Source organism: Clostridium sp. D53t1_180928_C8 (genome assembly GCF_015667795.1).
GTDB lineage: Bacteria > Bacillota > Clostridia > Clostridiales > Clostridiaceae > Clostridium.
Map to the genome: position 1 here is coordinate 57,341 of NZ_JADPEL010000009.1, position 21,178 is coordinate 78,518.

General features: G+C 26.1%; 19 protein-coding genes. 17 read left to right on the top strand and 2 right to left on the bottom strand.

Annotated features, from left to right (window positions below):
• The first annotated feature begins 11 nt into the window (after positions 1–11).
• From I4V51_RS08335 to I4V51_RS08380, 12 genes are all read left to right on the top strand, one after another.
• A complete protein-coding gene (locus I4V51_RS08335; RefSeq protein WP_195987909.1) occupies positions 12–551 on the top strand; it encodes a class I SAM-dependent methyltransferase in 540 nt (179 codons plus the stop codon).
• A 113-nt stretch (positions 552–664) separates the two neighbouring features.
• A complete protein-coding gene (locus I4V51_RS08340; protein WP_195987911.1) occupies positions 665–1,561 on the top strand; it encodes a MurR/RpiR family transcriptional regulator in 897 nt (298 codons plus the stop codon).
• Between the two features lie 78 nt (positions 1,562–1,639).
• The gene (locus I4V51_RS08345; protein ID WP_195987913.1) at positions 1,640–2,854 is read left to right on the top strand and encodes an NAD(P)/FAD-dependent oxidoreductase; all 1,215 of its coding nucleotides are present in this window, start codon (positions 1,640–1,642) and stop codon (positions 2,852–2,854) included.
• A 118-nt stretch (positions 2,855–2,972) separates the two neighbouring features.
• Entirely contained in the window at positions 2,973–3,635 is a 663-nt protein-coding gene (gene cmk / locus I4V51_RS08350; RefSeq protein WP_195988038.1) for a (d)CMP kinase, read from the top strand.
• Positions 3,636–3,678: 43 nt separating this feature from the next.
• Complete coding sequence (locus I4V51_RS08355; protein ID WP_195987915.1) at positions 3,679–4,524, top strand: 4-hydroxy-3-methylbut-2-enyl diphosphate reductase; 846 nt, start codon at positions 3,679–3,681, stop codon at positions 4,522–4,524.
• A gap of 1 nt (position 4,525) precedes the next feature.
• Complete coding sequence (rpsA, locus tag I4V51_RS08360; protein ID WP_195987917.1) at positions 4,526–5,584, top strand: 30S ribosomal protein S1; 1,059 nt, start codon at positions 4,526–4,528, stop codon at positions 5,582–5,584.
• Positions 5,585–5,697: 113 nt separating this feature from the next.
• Positions 5,698–6,633, top strand: a complete 936-nt coding sequence (locus tag I4V51_RS08365) for a GNAT family N-acetyltransferase (RefSeq protein ID WP_195987919.1) — start codon at positions 5,698–5,700, stop codon at positions 6,631–6,633.
• A 194-nt stretch (positions 6,634–6,827) separates the two neighbouring features.
• The gene (gene miaB, locus I4V51_RS08370; RefSeq protein ID WP_195987921.1) at positions 6,828–8,171 is read left to right on the top strand and encodes a tRNA (N6-isopentenyl adenosine(37)-C2)-methylthiotransferase MiaB; all 1,344 of its coding nucleotides are present in this window, start codon (positions 6,828–6,830) and stop codon (positions 8,169–8,171) included.
• Positions 8,172–8,336: 165 nt separating this feature from the next.
• Positions 8,337–8,459, top strand: a complete 123-nt coding sequence (locus I4V51_RS21365; RefSeq protein ID WP_279325446.1) for a hypothetical protein — start codon at positions 8,337–8,339, stop codon at positions 8,457–8,459.
• Positions 8,460–8,498: 39 nt separating this feature from the next.
• The gene (locus tag I4V51_RS08375; RefSeq protein WP_195987923.1) at positions 8,499–9,263 is read left to right on the top strand and encodes an SGNH/GDSL hydrolase family protein; all 765 of its coding nucleotides are present in this window, start codon (positions 8,499–8,501) and stop codon (positions 9,261–9,263) included.
• Positions 9,264–9,684: 421 nt separating this feature from the next.
• A complete protein-coding gene (locus tag I4V51_RS21370; protein ID WP_279325447.1) occupies positions 9,685–9,807 on the top strand; it encodes a hypothetical protein in 123 nt (40 codons plus the stop codon).
• Between the two features lie 64 nt (positions 9,808–9,871).
• Positions 9,872–11,080 (top strand): ATP-binding protein, encoded by a 1,209-nt coding sequence (locus I4V51_RS08380; RefSeq protein WP_195987924.1) that lies wholly within the window; start codon positions 9,872–9,874, stop codon positions 11,078–11,080.
• 426 nt (positions 11,081–11,506) lie between these two features.
• Here the strand turns inward: I4V51_RS08380 and I4V51_RS08385 are convergent, their stop codons facing one another.
• Positions 11,507–11,884: a hypothetical protein gene (locus I4V51_RS08385; protein WP_195987927.1), complete on the bottom strand. Its 378-nt coding sequence runs from the start codon at positions 11,882–11,884 to the stop codon at positions 11,507–11,509.
• Between the two features lie 842 nt (positions 11,885–12,726).
• Between I4V51_RS08385 and mutS the strand changes: the two genes are divergently transcribed.
• From mutS to I4V51_RS08410, 5 genes are all read left to right on the top strand, one after another.
• Positions 12,727–15,465 carry a DNA mismatch repair protein MutS gene (gene mutS / locus I4V51_RS08390; protein ID WP_195987929.1) on the top strand — a complete coding sequence of 913 codons (2,739 nt, stop codon included), beginning with the start codon at positions 12,727–12,729 and terminating at the stop codon, positions 15,463–15,465.
• A 10-nt stretch (positions 15,466–15,475) separates the two neighbouring features.
• On the top strand, positions 15,476–17,506 hold the full coding sequence (gene mutL / locus I4V51_RS08395; protein WP_195987931.1) for a DNA mismatch repair endonuclease MutL: 2,031 nt from the start codon (positions 15,476–15,478) through the stop codon (positions 17,504–17,506).
• A gap of 13 nt (positions 17,507–17,519) precedes the next feature.
• Entirely contained in the window at positions 17,520–18,446 is a 927-nt protein-coding gene (gene miaA / locus I4V51_RS08400) for a tRNA (adenosine(37)-N6)-dimethylallyltransferase MiaA (RefSeq protein ID WP_195987933.1), read from the top strand.
• Positions 18,447–18,497: 51 nt separating this feature from the next.
• The gene (hfq, locus tag I4V51_RS08405; RefSeq protein ID WP_195987939.1) at positions 18,498–18,734 is read left to right on the top strand and encodes an RNA chaperone Hfq; all 237 of its coding nucleotides are present in this window, start codon (positions 18,498–18,500) and stop codon (positions 18,732–18,734) included.
• 127 nt (positions 18,735–18,861) lie between these two features.
• On the top strand, positions 18,862–20,139 hold the full coding sequence (locus I4V51_RS08410; RefSeq protein WP_195987941.1) for a methionine gamma-lyase family protein: 1,278 nt from the start codon (positions 18,862–18,864) through the stop codon (positions 20,137–20,139).
• A 40-nt stretch (positions 20,140–20,179) separates the two neighbouring features.
• Here the strand turns inward: I4V51_RS08410 and I4V51_RS08415 are convergent, their stop codons facing one another.
• Positions 20,180–21,169 (bottom strand): DUF3267 domain-containing protein, encoded by a 990-nt coding sequence (locus I4V51_RS08415; RefSeq protein ID WP_195987943.1) that lies wholly within the window; start codon positions 21,167–21,169, stop codon positions 20,180–20,182.
• Positions 21,170–21,178: the final 9 nt, after the last annotated feature.

Sequence of the window (21,178 nt, forward strand, 5' to 3'; positions counted from 1 at the left end):
TGAGGTAAACCATGTTTAAATATGTTTCGGATGTTAGTATATTATCACACAATATTATAAAAGAATATGTTAAAGATAAAAATATTGCAGTAGATGCAACACTAGGAAATGGATATGATTGTGACTTTTTATCTTCTTGCTTTAAAAAAGTATATGCTTTTGAAATTCAAAGAGAAGCTTGTGAAAAATACATAGATAAAAATAATAACGTAATAATAATAAATGAATCACATCATAAAATAGATGAATTTGTTAAAGAAGAAATTAATTGCATATGTTATAATCTTGGATATTTACCTGGTGGAAATAAAGAAGTAACAACACTAGCAGAAACTAGTCTTAAAAGTATACAACTTTCTTTAGATTTGTTATGTCAAAACGGAATAATGTCTATAGCTATTTATAGAGGGCATAATGAAGGTAAAGAAGAGGAAAGTTGCATTCTTAAGTATTTAAGAGGCTTACCTAAAAATAAGTTTGGTGTTATGTTACATGAATGTATAAATAGATCTAATACATCTCCTCTATTAGTAATAGTCGAGAAAAAATAACAACTGTTTGAATTACTATTTATAAATCTTGCATTTTTTATTATGCTAACATTGATTAAATTTATAAATAATGCTAAAATAATTGAAGTTAATTAAATTAGGAGAATACAATAATGGAACGAAGTATCAATGATGAATCAAAGGATTTAATGAAATTAATTCAAATGAGATTTCCTAGGTTAAGTAAGGGACAAAAATTAATTGCTGAATATATATTAAAAAATTATGATAAAGCAGCATTTATGACCGCTGCTAAACTTGGTGTTTCAGTTGGAGTATCAGAATCAACTGTAGTAAGATTTGCAATAGAATTAGGTTTTTCAGGATATCCTAAACTTCAAAAATCTCTTCAAGAATTAATAAAAAATAAGCTAACAACAGTTCAAAGATTAGAATTATCTAGTGATTATATTACTGAAGGTCATGCGTTAAAAGGTGTTTTAAAGGCAGATATGGAAAATATAAGATCTACTATGGAAAAAATAGACTATAATACTTTTGAAGATGTTGTAAATAATATTTTTGCTGCTAAAAGAATATATATCATAGGTCTTAGAAGTTCAATGGCATTAGCTGAATTTTTAGGTTTCTATTTAAATATCATTTTACAAAATGTAAAAACTGTAGGATACGGTATTTCTGATATTTTTGAACAAATGATAAATGTTGGTGAAGGCGATTTAGTAATTGGGATTGGTTTCCCACGTTATGCAAGTAGAACTATAGATGCTTTAGCTTTTGCTCAAGATAGAGGTGCAAGAGTGGTAGCCGTAACTGATAGCTTTTTATCACCACTTGCAACAAGAGCTGATTATGCACTAATTGCTCAAAGTAATATGGCTTCATTCGTTGACTCTTTAGTAGCACCTTTATCAGTAATAAATGCTTTAATAATAGCAGTTGGAATGAGGGAAAAAGAAAATATTTCTTCTACATTTAATAGTCTTGAAGAAATATGGCAAGAATACAATGTCTACTCTTATAATAATAGAAATGTTGGAGATGATTAGGATATTTTATTCAAGAAAAGGAATTAACATTTGTTAATTCCTTTAGTTATTATAAATAAAGTTTTAGGAGGATTTTAAATGGCAAAAGTCATTGTAATAGGCGCTGGCCCTGCAGGAATAATGGCCGCAATTACTGCCTCTAAAAATCATGAAGTTATTCTTTTAGACGGAAATGATAGAGTTGGTAAAAAATTATTTATAACAGGAAAAGGAAGATGTAATGTTACAAATGCCAAGGATATAAGTGAGTTTTTCGATTATATTTATGGAAATCCTCATTTCTTATATAGTTCTCTTTATTCATTTACAAATGAAGATACTATAAATTTCTTTGAAAACCAAGGTATTAAATTAAAAACAGAACGTGGCGGAAGAATATTCCCATTATCTGATAAATCTTCTGATATTATAAAAGGACTTTCTAACGGATTAAAAGATAGTAGAGTTCAAGTAAAACTTAACTCAAAAGTTACTAATATAATATCTGAAAACAATAAAATATCGGGTGTTATAATAAATGATAGTGAAAAAATAATGGGTGATCATTTTATTATGGCCACTGGTGGCGCTTCTTATCCTCTCACAGGTTCTAGGGGAGAAGGACAAAAATTTGCTGAAAAGCTTGGACATTCAATAATAGATTTAAAGCCATCATTAGTTCCAATAGAATTAAATGAAAACTGGCTAAAAGAATTAATGGGATTATCTCTTAAAAATATTTCATTAAGTATTTTAAAAAATAATAAAACTGTTTATAAAGAACAAGGAGAAATGTTATTTACAAGCTATGGAATATCTGGACCATTAGTATTAAAAGGTTCTAGATTTGTAAAAAACGACTCAAAATATACGGCTTTGCTTGATTTAAAGCCAGCTCTTGAAACTCATGAACTTGATAAAAGAATACAAAAGGATTTTTTAAAGTATCAAAATAAAGAGTTTAAAAATTCTTTAAATGATTTATTACCTCAAAAGATAATTCCTTTAATAATTAGATTAAGTGGCATTCCTGAAGAAAAAAAGGTAAATGTTATAACTAAAGATGAAAGAAAAAATCTTGTTAATTTAATTAAAAACATTAAAATGGAGATTAAAGGATTAAGACCAATCGCTGAAGCAATAGTAACTGCTGGAGGAGTTAACACTTTAGAAATTGATCCATCTACTATGAAATCTAAGCTAATTACAAATTTATCATTTGCGGGTGAAGTCATAGATGTAGATGCATTTACTGGTGGTTATAACGTGCAAATAGCATTATCAACTGGATATATTGCAGGAAGCAATATATAGTCAAAATTTTAAATTTAGTAAATATAAACAGTAAGTTTCTATAATATTGTTATAAATTAAATTTAATTATATAATTAATAAGAACATAAGATAGAGGTTTTATTTGAAAGGTGGAAAAATTATTATGAGAATATCTGTAGCGATAGATGGACCAGCGGGTGCGGGTAAAAGCACAATAGCTAAATTAGTAGGAAAAAAGTTTGATTTAATGTATATCAATACTGGAGCAATGTATAGAGCTGTAGCTTTATTAGCTAAAAAGAATGATATTAGTACTACTAATATTGATGCATTAATGACTATGATAGACAATATGGAAATGCATTTTGAAAATGATGATCTAATTTTAGATGGTATTAATATTCAAAATGAAATAACAATGCCAGAAATAAGTGAGATAGTTTCTAATTATGCTTCTATTCCAGAAGTAAGAAGTAAGCTTGTTAGTTTACAAAGAAAAATGTCTGAAAAATACAATGTAATTATGGATGGTAGAGATATTGGTACAGTAGTTTTAAAAAATTCAAAATTTAAATTTTTCTTAACAGCAACACCAGAAGAAAGAGCGAGAAGAAGATATACAGAGCTTTTAAATAGAGGGTTAGATGTTAATTATGATAAACTTTTAGAAGATATAATAAGAAGAGATCATATTGATAGTACTCGTGCTGTTGATCCATTAAGAAAAGCTGATGACGCTATAGAAATTGATAGTTCAAACTATAATATTAACGAAGTAACTGAAATAATTTGTAATTTTATAGAAAATGCTTTACAATAGATTAAGAGATAGCTTTTAAAACTAAAGATATAGGAGAAAATTTATGAACGTATTATTAGCGGAAAATGCTGGTTTTTGTTTTGGAGTTAAACGAGCAGTAGATGAAGCAATAAAAACTCAAAAACAATATAATAAAAAAATATATACATTAGGTCCATTAATACATAATGGTGATGTAGTAAAATATTTAGAAGATAATAATATATTTGCAATAGACATGAATAATTTAGATACTTTAAATAAAGGTGATGTTATACTAATAAGATCTCATGGAGTATCAAAAAAAACCTTTGATGATTTAAATGAGAAAGGTTTAATTATTATAAATGCAACATGTCCATTTGTAACTAACATCCAACAAAAGGTTAATAAGTTTTCTCATGAAGGATATAAGATTGTTATTCTTGGTGATGAAAAACATCCTGAAGTCGTTGGAATCAATGGTTGGTGTAATGATGATGCTATTATCACTAAAGATGGAAGTTTTAATGAAAATCTTCCTAATAAAATTTGTGTAGTTTCTCAAACTACAGAAAAAGAAGAAAATTGGGACAAAACAATAGATAATTTATCAAAAGAATCAATTGATGAATTAAAATCTTTTAATACAATTTGCGCTGCGACAGAAGAAAGACAAAAAAGTGTATATGATTTATCTAAGAAAGTTGATTTTATGATTGTTGTCGGTGGTAAGCATAGTTCTAATACAACTAAGCTATATCAAATATCTAAAGAAAACTGTCCTAATACAATTCATATTGAAAACGCTAGTGAATTACCTAAAGATTTATTAGAAAATAAAAATATAAAAAACATTGGTATAACAGCTGGAGCTTCAACTCCAGATTGGATTATAAAGGAAGTAGTCAAAATTATGGAGGGATTATAAAATGGAAGAACAATTATTATTAATGAATGAAATGGATAGAAGATTTAAAATTGGTGATGAAATTGAAGGAGAAATACTTTCAATAAAAGATGGCCAATTACAAATATCTTTAGTTGGATATAAATCTGATGGAATTATTCCTTTTAAAGAATTAACATCTGAAGATAGACTTAATTCAGTGTTAGAAAATTTAAAAGTTGGAGATACAATAAAAGCTAAAGTAATTAAATTAAAAAATGAAGATAATTATGTAGTATTATCTAGATTAGAATATGAAAAAGAGGAAACTTTAGCTAAATTAGAAGATTTCTTCAATACTAAAGCTGAATTTGATGTTGTTATTAAAGATGCTAAAGAAAAAGGCTTAGTAGCATATTATAATGGTGTAAGAATATTTGTTCCTGCATCTCAAATAGATACAAAATATGTTGAAAATAAAGAAAGTTTAGTAGGAACTACTTTAAATGTAAGATTAATAGATTTTTCTAGAGATAATCTTTCAAAAATAGTTGCATCAAGAAGAATAATATTAGAAGAAGCTAAGGAAGCTAAGGAAAAATTAGCTTGGGAAGCATTAAATGAAGGTGATGTTGTAAAAGCTGAAATTAAAAGATTCACTAAATTTGGTGCTTTTGCAGAAATCAATGGTATTGATGGTTTAATTCATTTATCACAACTTTCATGGAAACATGTTAATTCTTGTGACGAAATATTAAAAATTGGTGAAATTGTTGATGTTAAAATCTTAAGCTTAGACAAAGAACAAAAGAAATTATCTTTAAGCATAAAAGCTTTAACTCCAGAACCATGGAGCGTTGTAGAAGAAAAATATGCTGTTAACTCAGCTGTTTTAGGTAAAGTAGTTAGGATTAATGATTTTGGTGCTTTTATAGAATTAGAACCAGGAATTGATGGGTTAGTTCATATTTCTAAAATAAGCCACGATCACATTAAACATCCATCTGAAGTATTAAAAATAGATGAAGAAGTTAAATGTATAATATTAAGTATTGATAAAGAAAACAAAAGAATTGCATTAAGTATTAAAGATGCTCAATAATATTTAGCAATAAACGAAAAGATTACACATATATATAAGTGTAATCTTTTTATGTATTAAGGGTTATTATTTTTATAAAAGGGTTATGAGAAAATTAAAATTAGGGGTTAAATATGGTATTGTTAGAAAGGTTGTCTAGTAATAATTTTGAGAATTTTAAAACTTTAAATTTAGAGAGATTCAGCAAGGAAAGCTATGATAAAAACTTTTTTGAATACTATGAAAATGAAAAATTCTTTTTAAAAATTTTTCTAAAAAAATTTGTTAAACTATTTATTTATAATAAAAAAGTTATAGGTTATATATGGTATGAAGTTCCTGTAGAAATTCCTGTCCGTGTCTGGTCATTATATGTTAAACCAGAATATTTAAACTTATTATCATCTGATATTTTAAATAGCTTTAATAATAGCGTTCTCTCTTATGAAACTTGTGATGATGAAACTAATAATGAAATGCTTTCAAAATTAGGCTTTAAAAAGGTTAAACCTTCAATTTTGATGAGTATGGATTTAAAGAACTATACTAAAGAACAACAAACAGATAAACTATTATCTTCATTAAAAGGTAATTCTTATTTATTAGAGAAAATAAATATATTATATAATTCTAATATGGCTAATATTAAAATATCTATAGAAAAAGTTATTTTAAATAAAGATGAAGAATTACGATGTAAATTACAAAACTCTATTTTTTCAGCATCTACTAGGATTCCATTAGAAATTGAAGATATAGAAAATGATATACAACAAGATTATTATATAGAAGATTTATCTATTTTTATTAAAATAAATAATGTAGCTATTGGCTATGGTCAAATAATTTACAACAGGGATATGTATACTGTTGTTAACTTTGGAATTATTAAAGAGTTTAGAAATTTTGGTTTTGGTAAAATTTTGTTGAATTCTTTAATTCATAAAGCAAAGGATATGAATATTGATGAATTATTTATAAGAGTTGAAGAAACTAATTATAGTGCGTTAAAACTATATAATTGGATAGGCTTCACCCCTAAATCTATAATTAATAGGTGGGAGAGATAATAAATTATTCATAATAAGTAAATTAACTGATTAATTATTTAAATACCATATTATTCATTTTTGAATAATACGGTATTTTTTGTTAATAATTTAAATAATATAGATAGATAACTCTTAACACTTTATTTTATACAAAATTATATGTTATAATACATTGAGAATTGATTATATAAATAACAATGGAGGAAATAGTTATGGCTAACGAACTAAATAGTAAATCATTAAAGTATTATATAGAAACTTGGGGCTGCCAAATGAATGAAGAGGATTCAGAAAAACTTTCAGGCATGCTTAAAAGACTTGGATATACAAGAACTGAAGAAAAAAATGAAGCTGGAATAATTTTATACAACACTTGTTGTGTTAGAGAAAATGCTGAAAATAAAGTATTTGGTAACTTAGGTCAATTAAAAAAATTAAAAGAAAAAAATCCTGATTTAATAATTGGTATATGTGGTTGCATGATGCAACAAGAGGGAATGGCAGATAAAATATTAAAGCAATTCCCATATGTTAATATTATATTCGGAACTCATAATGCATATAAATTCCCTGAATATTTAAACAGAGTAAGAACAGAAGGTGTTCAAATAAAAGAAATATTCAATAAAGAAGAAGAAATAGTTGAAGGTCTACCTATAGATAGACAAAGTGATGTAAAAGCATTTGTTACTATAATGTATGGATGTAACAATTTCTGTACTTATTGTATAGTACCATTTGTAAGAGGTAGAGAAAGATCAAGAAAACCTGAAGATATAATAAATGAAATAAAAGAATTAGTTTCAACTGGGTATAAAGAAATAACTCTTTTAGGTCAAAACGTAAACTCTTATGGAAAAGGTCTTGAAAAAGAAGTTTCATTTGCAGAGCTTTTAAGAATGATTAATGAAATAGAAGGTTTAGAAAGAGTTAGATTTATGACATCTCATCCTAAAGATTTAAATGATGATGTTATTAAAGCTGTTAAAGAATGTGGTAAACTATGTGAGCAAATTCACTTACCTGTACAAAGTGGATCTGATAGAATATTAAAGAAAATGAATAGACACTATACAAGAGAATACTATATGTCTTTAGTAAATAAAATTAAGCAAGAAATTCCAGATGTTGCAATAACAACAGATATAATTGTTGGATTCCCTGGAGAAACTGAAGAAGATTTCTTAGATACTTTAAATCTAGTAAAGGAAGTTCAATATGATTCAGCCTTTACATTTATATATTCTAGAAGAAATAATACACCTGCTGATATGATGTTAGATCAAGTTTCTGAAGAGGATAAACATCATAGATTTAATAGATTAGTAGAAGCTGTTAATAATGGCGTTATAGCTAAGAATAAAGCTTATGATGGTAAAGTTGTTGAAGTATTAGTTGAAGGTACTAGCAAAAATGATGAAAGTAAGCTTTCAGGTAGAACTAGAAATGGTAGATTAGTTAATTTCTCTGGAGAAGGAGTAAATGTTGGTGACATAGTAAATGTTAAAGTTACTAAGGCTCAAAACTTCTCTCTAATTGGTGAAGCAATTAAATAATTTTTTAGGATAACTTCTATATAGGAGTTATCCTTTTTATAATATTCCTATATTAACTATAACAACCTCTTTTATAATTTAATTTATCTATGAATGAAATGTATTAAAGTATATTAATAAAAATATAGATCTAATCCAATTATAATAGATTTTGGGGTATTTAAAATGGAGAAATTTTACACCTATTCTTTTATAAGAGATTTTTTTAGAAAAGAAGGGACAAGTATAGAAGGTAAAAAATATAGAGAAAAGCACAAGGAAAAAGTGTTAAAAGTAAAGAAAGAATAGTATAAAAAAACTAAATTAACAATAGATTATAAAGAATATATGATGATTGAAGGTGATATTATTCCTACTGTATTTAGTGAAATTAGGAAAATTTGTTTTAATAGATGTATAAAATCCCCTAACTTAAATTTTGAAACTCCATTTACACGATTTGAGGGTAAAAAATTATTAGTAATTGGAGATAGCATAACAGAAGTTAATTTTAGAACCACTAGAAACTATCATAGTTATATTCAAGAATGGCTAAAATTTGGAGCAGTAATAAACGAAGGTAAAAGTGGAACTGGTTTAGTTAGACCAAGAGATGGAAATCTTGGTGCTTTAGATAGATTAAATGAATTCACTGTTGACTGTGATTATATTTTATATATGGGAAATATGAATGATGGTACTGGTGGAAATGGTTCCTTGACAGAACTGGGTACTTTTGGAGATTCCACTAGAAATACTGTATATGGCGCTTGGAAATTATTTATTGAGGGATTAATTAAAAAATACCCTAATAAGCCTATAATAGTGTGTTCCTCTACACCTAGAAATCAAACAAGTGATTTAGGAATTTGTTGGGGTAAAAATGGTTGGTATGAAGATTGGCTAAAAGCCTCAAAAGAAGTTTGTGAAAACTATTCAATACCATTTTTAGACTTATATCATAATAGTGGTTTAAGACCTTGGATATCGTCAAATAATAAGGAGTTTTTTAGTTGTAAACAGTCTCTTGAGGGTGATGGAATACATCCTAACGAAAAGGGTCACGAAATAATTGCTTATAAAATTTATGAATTTATAAAGCAATATGCTTAATGTCATCTTTGAATCTCATCTGTTTTGGGAGATAAAAGAAATAAAGTAATTATATGATGGGAATTGGCACAATATGTAATTTTATCTTCTAATATGATTTCATTTCCCATATATTCTACAATGGAAGAGTCAATTAAATCAGAGTAATCTTTAGAGGCAATAGCCCTCTTTTATTTTATAAAAATAAATTAAATAATGAAAAGGCTAGTAGATGGGAAAAATCTTACTTACTAGCCTTTTTATTAAAAAAAAAATGTTTTTATTGCTTTTTTGTAGTTCAGTACAATATCTATTTTCTCCTTTATAACTATGGTAAAAATTATAAAAATAACAAATAATACGCAAAAACAATTGAAAAAATAAAGTAATATGATATAATTATGGATATAATGTATAAAAGTGTAAAAGGAGAGAGGTTAAAATGAAAAAATATATTGGTGAGTTTTTGCTTATGTTAACAACTGTTTTTGTAAATGTAGGTACTGCATCAGCATTTATGATAGGAAATGAAGATATGCCTGAATCAATAAAAAAAATAAGATAAATAGGTTTTTATTAAAGTGAATTTTAATATAGTAGACTCAATAAATTCAATTTTACAGTGTTTTATGTTTATATTAGTTCCAAACTATTGTATTATACCACGATATAGAAAAAGCAAAAAAGAAATAATTAGAAGTATATTTATACTATGGATTATAATACAAATTACAACCAATATCATGGGAAATTCAAGTTTAGGAGCCATATTCTTGCATGCGATATTATTAATAACTGTTTCAATAATTTTTAATGAAGATTCATTAGGAGCAATAATTGCATTCAATATAGTTCAAGTATGCATAATATCAAATCTTATAATATGTAGCAACAGTTTTTTTACGTATGTTAATTATAATATATTCGAAAATTATACTGAAATAGCAAATGTACTAGTTATGTATTTACCACAATATATAATGACATATTTTATATTAAAATATAAAAGTAAAATCTATAAAGTTTATAGAAATATTAGAAGTAGAAGTTTTTCAATATTTTCGTTAATTATTATTTCTATAGTAATTGATTTTATAATGTCATATAACGGTATTATACATGATTTAGACAATCCTCTATTTAAAGAAATAATATTTATTTTACTAGGTATATTTATATTGACAATTACCATTTATTTCATACATATAGATAAAAAAGCTAGAGAAATTCTTAAGTTAAATAATTCTTTAGAAGAAAGAATTAATGAACTTAAGAAATTTAATGATAATTGTAAAGCTGAAATTTCTTATTTATATAGATTATATCTTATGAATGAATATGAGAAATTAAGCGATTATTTGAAGGGGATAATTAATGGTAATAATATTATATTATCAGAAGTTGAAAGAATGAATAATTCTAATTCTATTATATTAGATATAGTTAATGGAATAGAGCATAGAGGAATTAATGTTATTATTAATGATGAAATAGATTTTAATGATATTGATGTATCAGAATTAGATTATCAAAGAATTATATCTAATATATTAAGAAATGCTGTTACAGCTATGAATGGAATTGGAACTATAGAAATTAAAACAAACTTTAGTTCAAATTTTAGTATAATAAAGATTAAAAACGATGGTCCTAAGATTGAAGAAAATATAATTGATAAAATATTTCAAGTAGGAGTTTCAACTAAAGCGAATAAAAATAAGGATAACGGCTTTGGGCTTCCAATAGTGAAAGATATTGTAGAAAAGAATGGTGGAACTATAGAAGTATATAGTGATGAGTTATTTACTGAATTCGTTATTAAAATACCTAAAAAATAAAAAAGCTAGATACTATTAATTGGTATCTAGCTTTTTGGGAGTAAATATATTTATAACACACATTAACTTCTATCTACAAATAGAACCCTTACAACTATTATCACGTCTTAAATCTTTAGTAGACCATTTATAATATCAACTACTATAACACCATCAATTATAATTTTCATTAGAATCTTTCTATTGAATAATATATTTTTTATTTTATATACTACATACTTTCTAATATTTATAGTAATTTCAAACGTTTGTTTTTATAATTATAGCATGTTTTTACAACCAACCAAAGATCCGCTCTACAAAATTCAAAATAAAACTAGCTACAATTTGTAACTAGCTCTATTGTTAATTATTTTATTGTATCACCGGAATGGATATCTTAATTATGACCAATAAAATTAAAAATAAACATAAAAAAATATTTTATTAAGTATTTTTTAATAAAGTACCTAATTCTGAGCCTTTAAAAATAGTAGTTAAAACTTTTACTAAATCTTCATATCCTTTTTTTATTGTATATTTAAAGTTAAGAATTTCACAATAATTAGAATCACTTAAAATGCAGTAATCACAGTAAATATCATAGTCATAAATGTAATAATCTTTACGTGCATAGTACCTTTCTTTATCATAATCATCTAAATTAATAATTCCTAGCTTAGATAAATTTTTAATTAGATCTTCTTCTAATACAATATTTTTTTCTACAGGAGTTAAATTTACAGTAATTCTTTTATTTTCTTCATAAAACGTAATAATTATATCTTTATAGGTTAATGATATATACTCAATTGAATCAAACAAGGAATACCGTATCGTATATGTACCCTGTAATTCATTAAAGTCTGATGATTCTGAATCAATTTTGGATAATGCTTTTATTAAATTGAACAATTTATTTTTAAGTATAAAAATCACCTCATTTTATTATTTACCATAAAATAATAAAATATTTAAAATTAATTTCCATTATCCATAATTAGATATTTCAACAATACTAAAAGATGATAAATATATATACATTATGATTTTAGAGATTCTATATTAGAAAGCTTAGATGAAAAGAACACATATACGCATAAGAGTAATAAGTGTAATATTAATAATTAAACTATTTTATTTAGAGCCTATAACTTGCATTATAGGCTCCTTCCTAGAGTCAATTACACCAGATTTTGATTTTAAATTTAAATTCAAACATAGAACCATTGCTCATAGTTTATTATTTTTATTTATTAGTGGCATATTTTTTGCTATAATATATTTAAATTTAAGCATTGGCTATTTTATAGGAAATATACTGCAGCAGATAGTTTTACTAAAATAAGGTTTCGTTTTTATATTCATTTATCAAAATAAGATATGGAATAAGAATAATAAAAACAGATGGATATATAGAAAAATTATTTTTATTAGTATTAATATATTTTATATTTATATTATTAGTTAAGAACTGAGGCTATTCCTTGGTTCTTAATATTTTGAATTCGTCAGAAATTCGTCAAAAATAATTTGATTTCGTCACAAAACGTCAAAAAATATATTCATTTTATTCCCTATATTTTCATAGTATATTATTAAAAAAGTACTTTAAAGTGGCTAAAATGCTATATTGTTAGATTAAAAATACAACTGAGGTGATTAACATGGGTTTAACCCCAATGATGAGACAATATATGGATATAAAGGATAAATATCAAGATTGTATCCTTTTCTATAGATTAGGTGACTTTTATGAAATGTTCTTTGAAGATGCTAAAACTGCTTCAAAAGAATTAGAATTAGTTCTAACTGGTAGAGAATGTGGCCTAGAAGAAAGAGCCCCTATGTGTGGAATTCCTTTTCACGCTGCTGCAAATTATATATCTAGACTAGTTTCTAAAGGCTATAAAGTTGGAATATGCGAGCAAGTTGAAGATCCTGCTCAAGCTAAAGGAATAGTTAAAAGAGACGTAATAAAGGTTATTACTCCCGGAACATTTGCAGAAGGAAATGGAGATGAGGAATATAAAAATACATACATAATGTCTATATATAATCAAGATGGATATTATGGAATTGCATCATCTGATATATCAACTGGAGAATTTAAAACAACTTTCTTTAAGGATTTAAAAACAACACTGTTAGATGAAGTTTCTAAAATATTACCTAAAGAAGTAATTGTTGATATTAATTTTGATGAAGAATTACTAAGTGAAATTCATAACATAAGTAATGCTTTAATAACAAAGAAAAATATTCTTAATTTCAACTGTACTGATGAAGAACTAATAAATCAATTTAGCGAAGTAGAAGTTGTTGGATTAGACTTAAGAAGTAAAGCAGCCTCTTCTATATTATTAAAATATATATTAGATACTCAAAAAATGAGCCTTTCTAATATAAATGTTCTTGAGACTTATGACATAGTTAATTATATGACTATAGATAGTAGTTCTAGAAGAAATTTAGAATTAACAGAAAACCTTAAAGAAAAATCTAAAAAGGGTAGCTTAATTTGGGTTTTAGATAAAACATCTACTACAATGGGTGGAAGAGCATTAAGAAAATGGATAGAAGAACCTTTAATTAATATAGATGAAATAGATAATAGATTAAATTCTGTAGATGAATTATTTAACAATATCTATTTTACAGAAGAATTAAGAGAAGCTTTAAGAGATATTTATGATATTGAAAGAATAGTAGGAAAAATATCTAATAAAAATGTAAATGCTAAAGATTTAGTATCTTTAAATATATCATTAAAAAAATTACCCGAAATAAAAGAAAGATTGTCTGTTTGTAAATCTAATTTATTAAGTAATTGGTATAAAAACTTAGATGTATTAGAAGATATAAGCACATTGCTTTCAAAGTCATTATTAGACGATCCTGCCACTTCTATTAAAGAAGGTAATATCATAAGAACTGGTTATTCTGACAAAGTAGATGAGCTAAGAGAAGCCAAATTAAACGGTAAACAATGGATTGCTTCTTTAGAAAGTAAAGAAAGAGAGTTTACTGGAATTAAATCTTTAAAAATAGGCTACAATAAAGTATTTGGATACTATATAGAAATATCTAAAGCAAATTATAATCTAATACCAGAAGGAAGATATATAAGAAAGCAAACTTTAGCTAATGCAGAACGTTATATTACAGAAGAACTTAAAGTAGTAGAAGAAAAAATTCTTGGTGCTGATGAACACTTAATGGCTCTTGAATATGAACTATTCGTAGAATTAAGAGATAAGGTAGAAGCTCAAATTCCAAGATTAAAAAACAGTGCTAATATAATATCATCATTAGATGCTCTTACCACTTTAGCTAAGGTTGCTGTTGATAATGATTATATTAGACCTGCTATAAACAATGAAGGTGTAATAGAAATAGAGGATGGTAGACATCCTGTAGTAGAAAAAGTAATAGGTAACGGTGAATTCGTATCTAATAATACTTGTATTAATAAACAAGATAATAGATTACTTTTAATAACAGGTCCTAATATGGCTGGTAAATCAACTTATATGAGACAGGTTGCTTTAATAACTCTTATGGCTCAAATAGGTTCATTTGTACCCGCTAAAAAGGCTAATATCTCTGTTTGTGATAAAATATTTACAAGAATAGGTGCATCAGATGATTTAGCTGGTGGTAAATCAACATTTATGGTTGAAATGTGGGAAGTATCAAATATATTAAAAAATGCTACACCTAATAGTTTAGTTTTATTAGATGAAGTAGGAAGAGGTACTTCAACTTATGATGGATTAAGTATTGCTTGGTCTGTTATAGAGTATATATCTAAAAATAATGATTTAAAATGCAAAACTTTATTTGCTACTCACTATCATGAATTAACTAAATTAGAAGGAATTATTGAAGGTGTTAAAAACTACTCAGTTGCTGTTAAAGAAACAGATGAGCAAGTTATCTTCTTAAGAAAAATAGTTGAAGGTGGAGCAGACCAATCTTATGGTATCGAAGTTGCTAAACTTGCTGGATTACCGTTAGAAGTAATAGAGAGGGCAAAGCATATTTTAGCTAAATTAGAAAATGAAAAATCAATTGAAATAGATAAATTATTCAATAATTATAAAGAAAGTGAAAAAGTTCTTGAAGCTGCAGTAACAGAACAAAGTAAAAGTAAAGTCGTTGAAACAAAAGAAGAACCAATAAGTAAACCTATTATTGAAGAAAAAGTTAAAGAAGAAATTAAAGTAGTTAATGATCCTATACATGTTAAGGAAAGCAATGAAATTTTACAAATTGATTTCACTATGCTTGAAAAAGAAGCTTTACTTAACGAAATTTCTGATATTGAAGTTATGACAATGACACCTTTAGATGCAATGAATAAACTATTTAAAATAGTCCAAGATGCAAAAAAGCTAAAATAGGAGGTGCTCTATGAAAAGAATTAATCTATTAGATGAACATACATCTAATAAAATAGCTGCAGGGGAAGTTGTAGAGCGTCCTTCCTCTGTAGTTAAAGAACTTTTAGAAAACTCTATAGATGCTAGCTCTAAAAATATAACTATTGAGATAGAAGAGGGTGGAATATCTCTTATAAGAGTTATTGATGATGGATCTGGAGTTCACAATTTAGATATAGAAAAAGCTTTTCTACCTCATGCTACCTCTAAAATTAGTACTGTTGAAGATATATATTCAATAAGTACCTTAGGCTTTAGAGGTGAAGCTCTTCCATCTATAGCCTCTGTGTCTAAATTAACATTTAGAAGTAAGCCTTCAGATTGTGACTTTGGTAAGGAAATAGTTTTAGAAGCAGGAGAAAAAATATCTTTAAGTGATATCGGTATGAATAACGGTTCTGTTATGGAAGTTAAAGATTTATTTTTTAATGTTCCAGCTAGAAGAAAATTTTTAAAATCTACTTCAAGAGAAGGTAGCTTAATTAATGATATTATTTTAAGAATAGCCTTATCGAATCCTAATATATCTTTTAAACTATTTAACAATGGTAAAAAGACACTTCATACTTACGGAGATGGTAATTTAAATAATGTAATAAGAACCATTTATGGGAAAAATATATCTGAACATGTATTACCATTTGAATATGAAGATGAAACTTTAAAGATTCATGGATATATAGGTAAAGAAATCATCGCTAGAGGCTCTAGAAACAACGAAAGCATATTTGTTAATAATAGATATATAAAAAATAAAACAATCGTAGCAGCTGTAGAAAATGCATTTAAATCATTTTCTACAGTAAATAAATTTCCTTTCTTTGTACTTTTTATAGATTTATCGCCAGACTCTATAGATGTAAATATACATCCTACAAAAGCAGAGATAAAATTCAAAGATGAAAGGGTTATTTATAAGAGAGTATTTGATGCTGTTCACGGTGCATTAAAAGAGGATATTTTCAATTCATTTTCAGCTGAAGATAGATTTGTAGTTGAAGATATAGTTGAAGAAATAAAATTAGATTTAGATACCCCTTATAATAGTAAAACTATAGATGAACCGATTATTTCCAACAAGATTGAACCATCTATAAATGATATATATAATAATGTTACTATACAGGACGTCGCTAAAGAAGAGGATTTATATAATAGATTAAAAGAATTAAACAAGAATAAAATTATTAACGCTTCTAATGATAAGATAGATAAAGAAGATTTAAAATATACTAATCCGTTATCATTAAATAATGCAAATATTAATGAAAATACTACTAATAATTCTTACTCAACAGATAGTTTTACCCCTTATAAAGCTACTTTACCTGTTACAGAAAATATTAGTAATTCAAATTCATCTATATCTTCAACAAAATCATCTAATGAATTTATTGAAGGAACTGAAGTGAAAAAAGCTAAGTTTCCCGATTTGCGAATTATTGGCCAATTTAGCAAAACCTATATTTTAGCTGAATATTTAGATACACTTTATATAATAGATCAGCATGCTGCTCATGAAAAAATACTATATGAAAAGTATGTAAAAGATATTGAAACTAAAGAGATAATAATACAACAATTACTTATTCCTTGTATAATTGATTTATCTTTAGATGACTATGAGTGTTATAAAGAAAATATAGAGATATTTACTAATTCAGGTTTTGTTATAGAAGAATTCGGAGGGAATACAATAGCATTAAAAGAGGTTCCTTATTTTTTAGGAAAACTTGATGCTAAGAACTTCTTATTAAGTATAATTGATAACTTAAAAAACTTAGGTAGTGGTAGAACTGTAGAAGTTAAGTTAAATAAAATTGCTACAATGGCTTGCAAAGCTGCTGTAAAAGCAAATGATTATTTAACACAAATAGAAATGGAGAAACTTATATCTGATTTAAGATATATAGATAATCCTTTTAACTGTCCACATGGAAGACCTATAATAATTAAATTTACTGAATATGAATTAGATAAAAAGTTTAGAAGAATAGTATAGAAAGGTTTATAATATGAAAAATAAAATACTAGTTTTAGCTGGGCCTACAGCAGTAGGAAAAACAGCTTTATCTATAGAATTAGCTAAGAATTTAAATGGAGAAATAGTATCAACTGATTCTATGCAAATATATAAATATATGGACATTGGTTCAGCAAAAATAACTCTTGATGAAATGGATGGAGTAAAGCATCACATGTTAGATGTAACAACACCTGATAAACCATTTTCAGTTGTAGATTTTAAAGATTTAGCACTTCCAATAATAGATACTTTATTATTGGAAGATAAACTTCCTATTTTAACTGGTGGTACAGGGCTTTATATTAATTCATTAACTTGCAATATGAACTTTACTGATGCAACAAATGATGAAGAGTATAGAAAAGAATTAGAGGAACTTGCAATATCTAATGGTGATGACTATATTCACAATATGTTAAAAGAAATTGATCCTATCAGTTATAATTCAATTCATCCTAATAATAGGAAGAGGGTAATTAGAGCTCTTGAAGTTTACAAAGTAACTAATAAACCTTTTAGTTCTTTTAATGCTGGTGAAGATTTCTACAAAGGCAAATATGACGTTCATTATTATGTTTTAGATATGAATAGAGAAAAACTTTATGAACGAATAAATAGAAGAGTAGATATAATGTTCGAAAATGGACTACTAGAGGAATGTATTAAATTAAAGGAAAATGGGTATAATTCTTCTATGCAGGCAATGCAAGGAATAGGCTATAAAGAGGTTCTTTTGTATCTTGAAAACTCCATAACTTTAGAAGAGGCTACAGAAATGATAAAACAGGGTTCTAGAAATTATGCAAAGCGTCAATTAACGTGGTTTAGAAAGGATCCAAGAGCTAAATTTTTAAACAAAGATATATTATCTGATGATGAGATACTTCAAATAATAGTGGATGATTTAAATAAATAATACGGTTTATAATTATATTTAAATAAATTATTAGCCATGGAGGTGGTTATTATGAATAAACAAAGCAATAATATACAAGATATTTTCTTAAATAACGCTAGAAAAAGTAAAACATTAGTATCTATTTATTTAGTTAATGGTTTTCAACTGCGTGGAACAGTTAAATGTTTCGATAACTTTACTGTTGTTTTAGATTGTGAAGGAAAACAAATGCTAGTATATAAACATTCAATTACAACAATAACCCCATCAAAACCTATATCTTTTACAGATAATGAATCATTTTAGGAACTGCATATAGCAGTTCCTTTTCTCTAGTTTTTTTAATTTTCTAATTTTTAGATATAAAAAACTTTATATTTGATATATAATTATATATAATAATTATGAAATATTATAAAATGGAGGAACTTTAATGTTAAAAGAAACAGAAAAGTTAATGATGGAGTCATACAACATTAAACCACACGTATTTGAATTATATAAGAAGGCTTTAAATGATGTAGAAGAACAATTTAAAATTTATGATGAAATAAGAGAGTATAATCAATTAAAGGTACTAAGTGCATTCCAAGAAGAAAGAATAAGTGATATGCATTTTACAAATTCATCTGGATATGGATATGATGATATTGGTAGAGATACTTTAGATAAAGTATATGCAAGAATTTTCAACACAGAAAGTGCATTAGTTAGACCTCACTTCGTAAATGGTACTCATGCCATTGGTTGTGCTCTAATGGGTAATTTAAAAACAGGAGATACTATGGTATGTATTACTGGTGCTCCTTATGATACTTTACATAACATAATTGGCATAAGTGGTAAAGAAAACATAGGCTCATTAAAAGAGTATGGTGTTAATTATAAACAAGTAGATTTAAAAAATGGTACTTTTGATACTGAGAAAATTATTGAAGTTCTTAAAGAAGATTTAACAATTAAATTAGTACATATACAAAGAAGTACTGGATACGGTTGGAGAAAATCATTCTTAGTTTCTGAAATTGGAGAAATAATTTCTAAAATAAAAGAAATTAGAAGTGATGTATGTGTTTTCGTAGATAACTGTTATGGAGAATTAATAGATAAAATTGAACCTACAGATGTTGGAGCTGATTTAGTTGCTGGATCTCTTATAAAAAATCTAGGTGGTGGAATAGCACCAACTGGTGGATATGTAGCTGGTAAAGCAAAATATGTAGAACAAGCTGCTTACAGATTAACAACTCCAGGAATAGGAGGGGAGTGCGGCTCTACATTTGGCGTTATGAGACAACTTTATCAAGGACTATTCCTAGCACCTCATATCGTTATGGAAGCCCTTAAAGGAGCTATATTCTGTTCTAGGATAATGGAAATTGCTGGATTTGAAGTTTTACCTAAGTATACTGATAAGAGAAGTGATATAATTCAAGCTATTAAGTTTAATGATAGAGAAAATTTAATAAAATTCTGTAAGGGAATTCAAAAAGGATCTCCAATTGATTCTTATGTTGAATGTGAACCATGGGCAATGCCTGGATATAATGATGAAGTTATAATGGCAGCAGGTGCTTTTATTCAAGGTTCTTCTATTGAACTATCTGCTGATGCTCCTATAAGAGAACCTTATATAGCATATCTACAAGGTGGTTTAACATTCGATCATGCTAAAATAGGTATATTAATTTCATTAAATAACATACTTTAATTATTAAAAATAGGCTATATAAAAAATATAGCCTATTTTTTTATATACTATTATTGCTAGGATCTAAATCAACAACATTAATATTTATAGAGTTATCATCATTATCTGTACTATCTATTTGCAACTCATTTATTTCATCTGTATTATTTATTTGTAAGCCATTCATTTCAATAGAAATATCTTTATTATCTATTTCAGTAATATCATGATTCTCCATTTCCTCTTTAAGATTATTATCATTTTCATTAATATCAACTAATTCATTATCAATATTAACATCAGTCAATTCATTAGTAACCGTATTAATGATAGACTCTTGTTCATCTATCAAATTATCATTTACAATAATATCTAAATTACTTTCTGCAATCTCTTCAGGCAAATTTTCCTCTTTAACATCAACATCAAAGTTATCACTAACTTCAATAAGATAATCATAATTATTAGGTATAACATATAATCTTTTTAATCCATGTTCATTAGGTTTAACAAAAAACTGTAAAATTATATTAAGCAAATCATCTGATGATAGTATTGCATTAGCAAATGAAAGTGAATATAAGTATAAATCAAATTGTCCTAAATATTGCATTATTATTAACGGCATAATAGAAAATAATACAAATGGTATAATTAAACTAATACATAGAAGAGTAGAGTGAATTTCTTCATTTAATTCAGAGGTTACAATTCTTTTTTTATTAAAAAAAACTAAAGTATTACCTCTATTTTTAAATGGTTTCTTATAAAACAAAGTATGAATAAACTCATGTGGAATTTGAATTAAATAAAAGCTTAAAATATAAAAAACAATAAAATTTATGATAGTTATTTTAATTTCTTGTATATTAGTAGCTTCTATAGCTAACATATATCCAAATCCATAACCATAAATTAAAGTAAAGAGTATTCGTATAAAAACCCTTCTATTTAGATATTTGTCTCTATTGTAATCTTTTATAGGGGATATTATATTTTCACTATCATAGTCTTCCTTTCTTTTTATGAATCTACCTAAATCTATTTTCATATAATCACA

Bases quoted from the DNA above. Each gene is read 5' to 3' on its own strand.
- I4V51_RS08355 (WP_195987915.1), top strand. From the start codon at position 3,679: ATGAACGTATTATTAGCGGAAAATGCTGGTTTTTGTTTTGGAGTTAAA.
- miaA (WP_195987933.1), top strand. From the start codon at position 17,520: ATGAAAAATAAAATACTAGTTTTAGCTGGGCCTACAGCAGTAGGAAAA.
- rpsA (WP_195987917.1), top strand. From the start codon at position 4,526: ATGGAAGAACAATTATTATTAATGAATGAAATGGATAGAAGATTTAAA.
- mutL (WP_195987931.1), top strand. From the start codon at position 15,476: ATGAAAAGAATTAATCTATTAGATGAACATACATCTAATAAAATAGCT.
- I4V51_RS08415 (WP_195987943.1), bottom strand. From the start codon at position 21,169: ATGAAAATAGATTTAGGTAGATTCATAAAAAGAAAGGAAGACTATGAT.
- I4V51_RS21370 (WP_279325447.1), top strand. From the start codon at position 9,685: ATGAAAAAATATATTGGTGAGTTTTTGCTTATGTTAACAACTGTTTTT.
- mutS (WP_195987929.1), top strand. From the start codon at position 12,727: ATGGGTTTAACCCCAATGATGAGACAATATATGGATATAAAGGATAAA.
- I4V51_RS08340 (WP_195987911.1), top strand. From the start codon at position 665: ATGGAACGAAGTATCAATGATGAATCAAAGGATTTAATGAAATTAATT.
- I4V51_RS08345 (WP_195987913.1), top strand. From the start codon at position 1,640: ATGGCAAAAGTCATTGTAATAGGCGCTGGCCCTGCAGGAATAATGGCC.
- I4V51_RS21365 (WP_279325446.1), top strand. From the start codon at position 8,337: ATGGAGAAATTTTACACCTATTCTTTTATAAGAGATTTTTTTAGAAAA.
- hfq (WP_195987939.1), top strand. From the start codon at position 18,498: ATGAATAAACAAAGCAATAATATACAAGATATTTTCTTAAATAACGCT.
- miaB (WP_195987921.1), top strand. From the start codon at position 6,828: ATGGCTAACGAACTAAATAGTAAATCATTAAAGTATTATATAGAAACT.
- I4V51_RS08335 (WP_195987909.1), top strand. From the start codon at position 12: ATGTTTAAATATGTTTCGGATGTTAGTATATTATCACACAATATTATA.
- I4V51_RS08380 (WP_195987924.1), top strand. From the start codon at position 9,872: ATGTTTATATTAGTTCCAAACTATTGTATTATACCACGATATAGAAAA.
- I4V51_RS08410 (WP_195987941.1), top strand. From the start codon at position 18,862: ATGTTAAAAGAAACAGAAAAGTTAATGATGGAGTCATACAACATTAAA.
- I4V51_RS08365 (WP_195987919.1), top strand. From the start codon at position 5,698: ATGGTATTGTTAGAAAGGTTGTCTAGTAATAATTTTGAGAATTTTAAA.
- I4V51_RS08375 (WP_195987923.1), top strand. From the start codon at position 8,499: ATGATGATTGAAGGTGATATTATTCCTACTGTATTTAGTGAAATTAGG.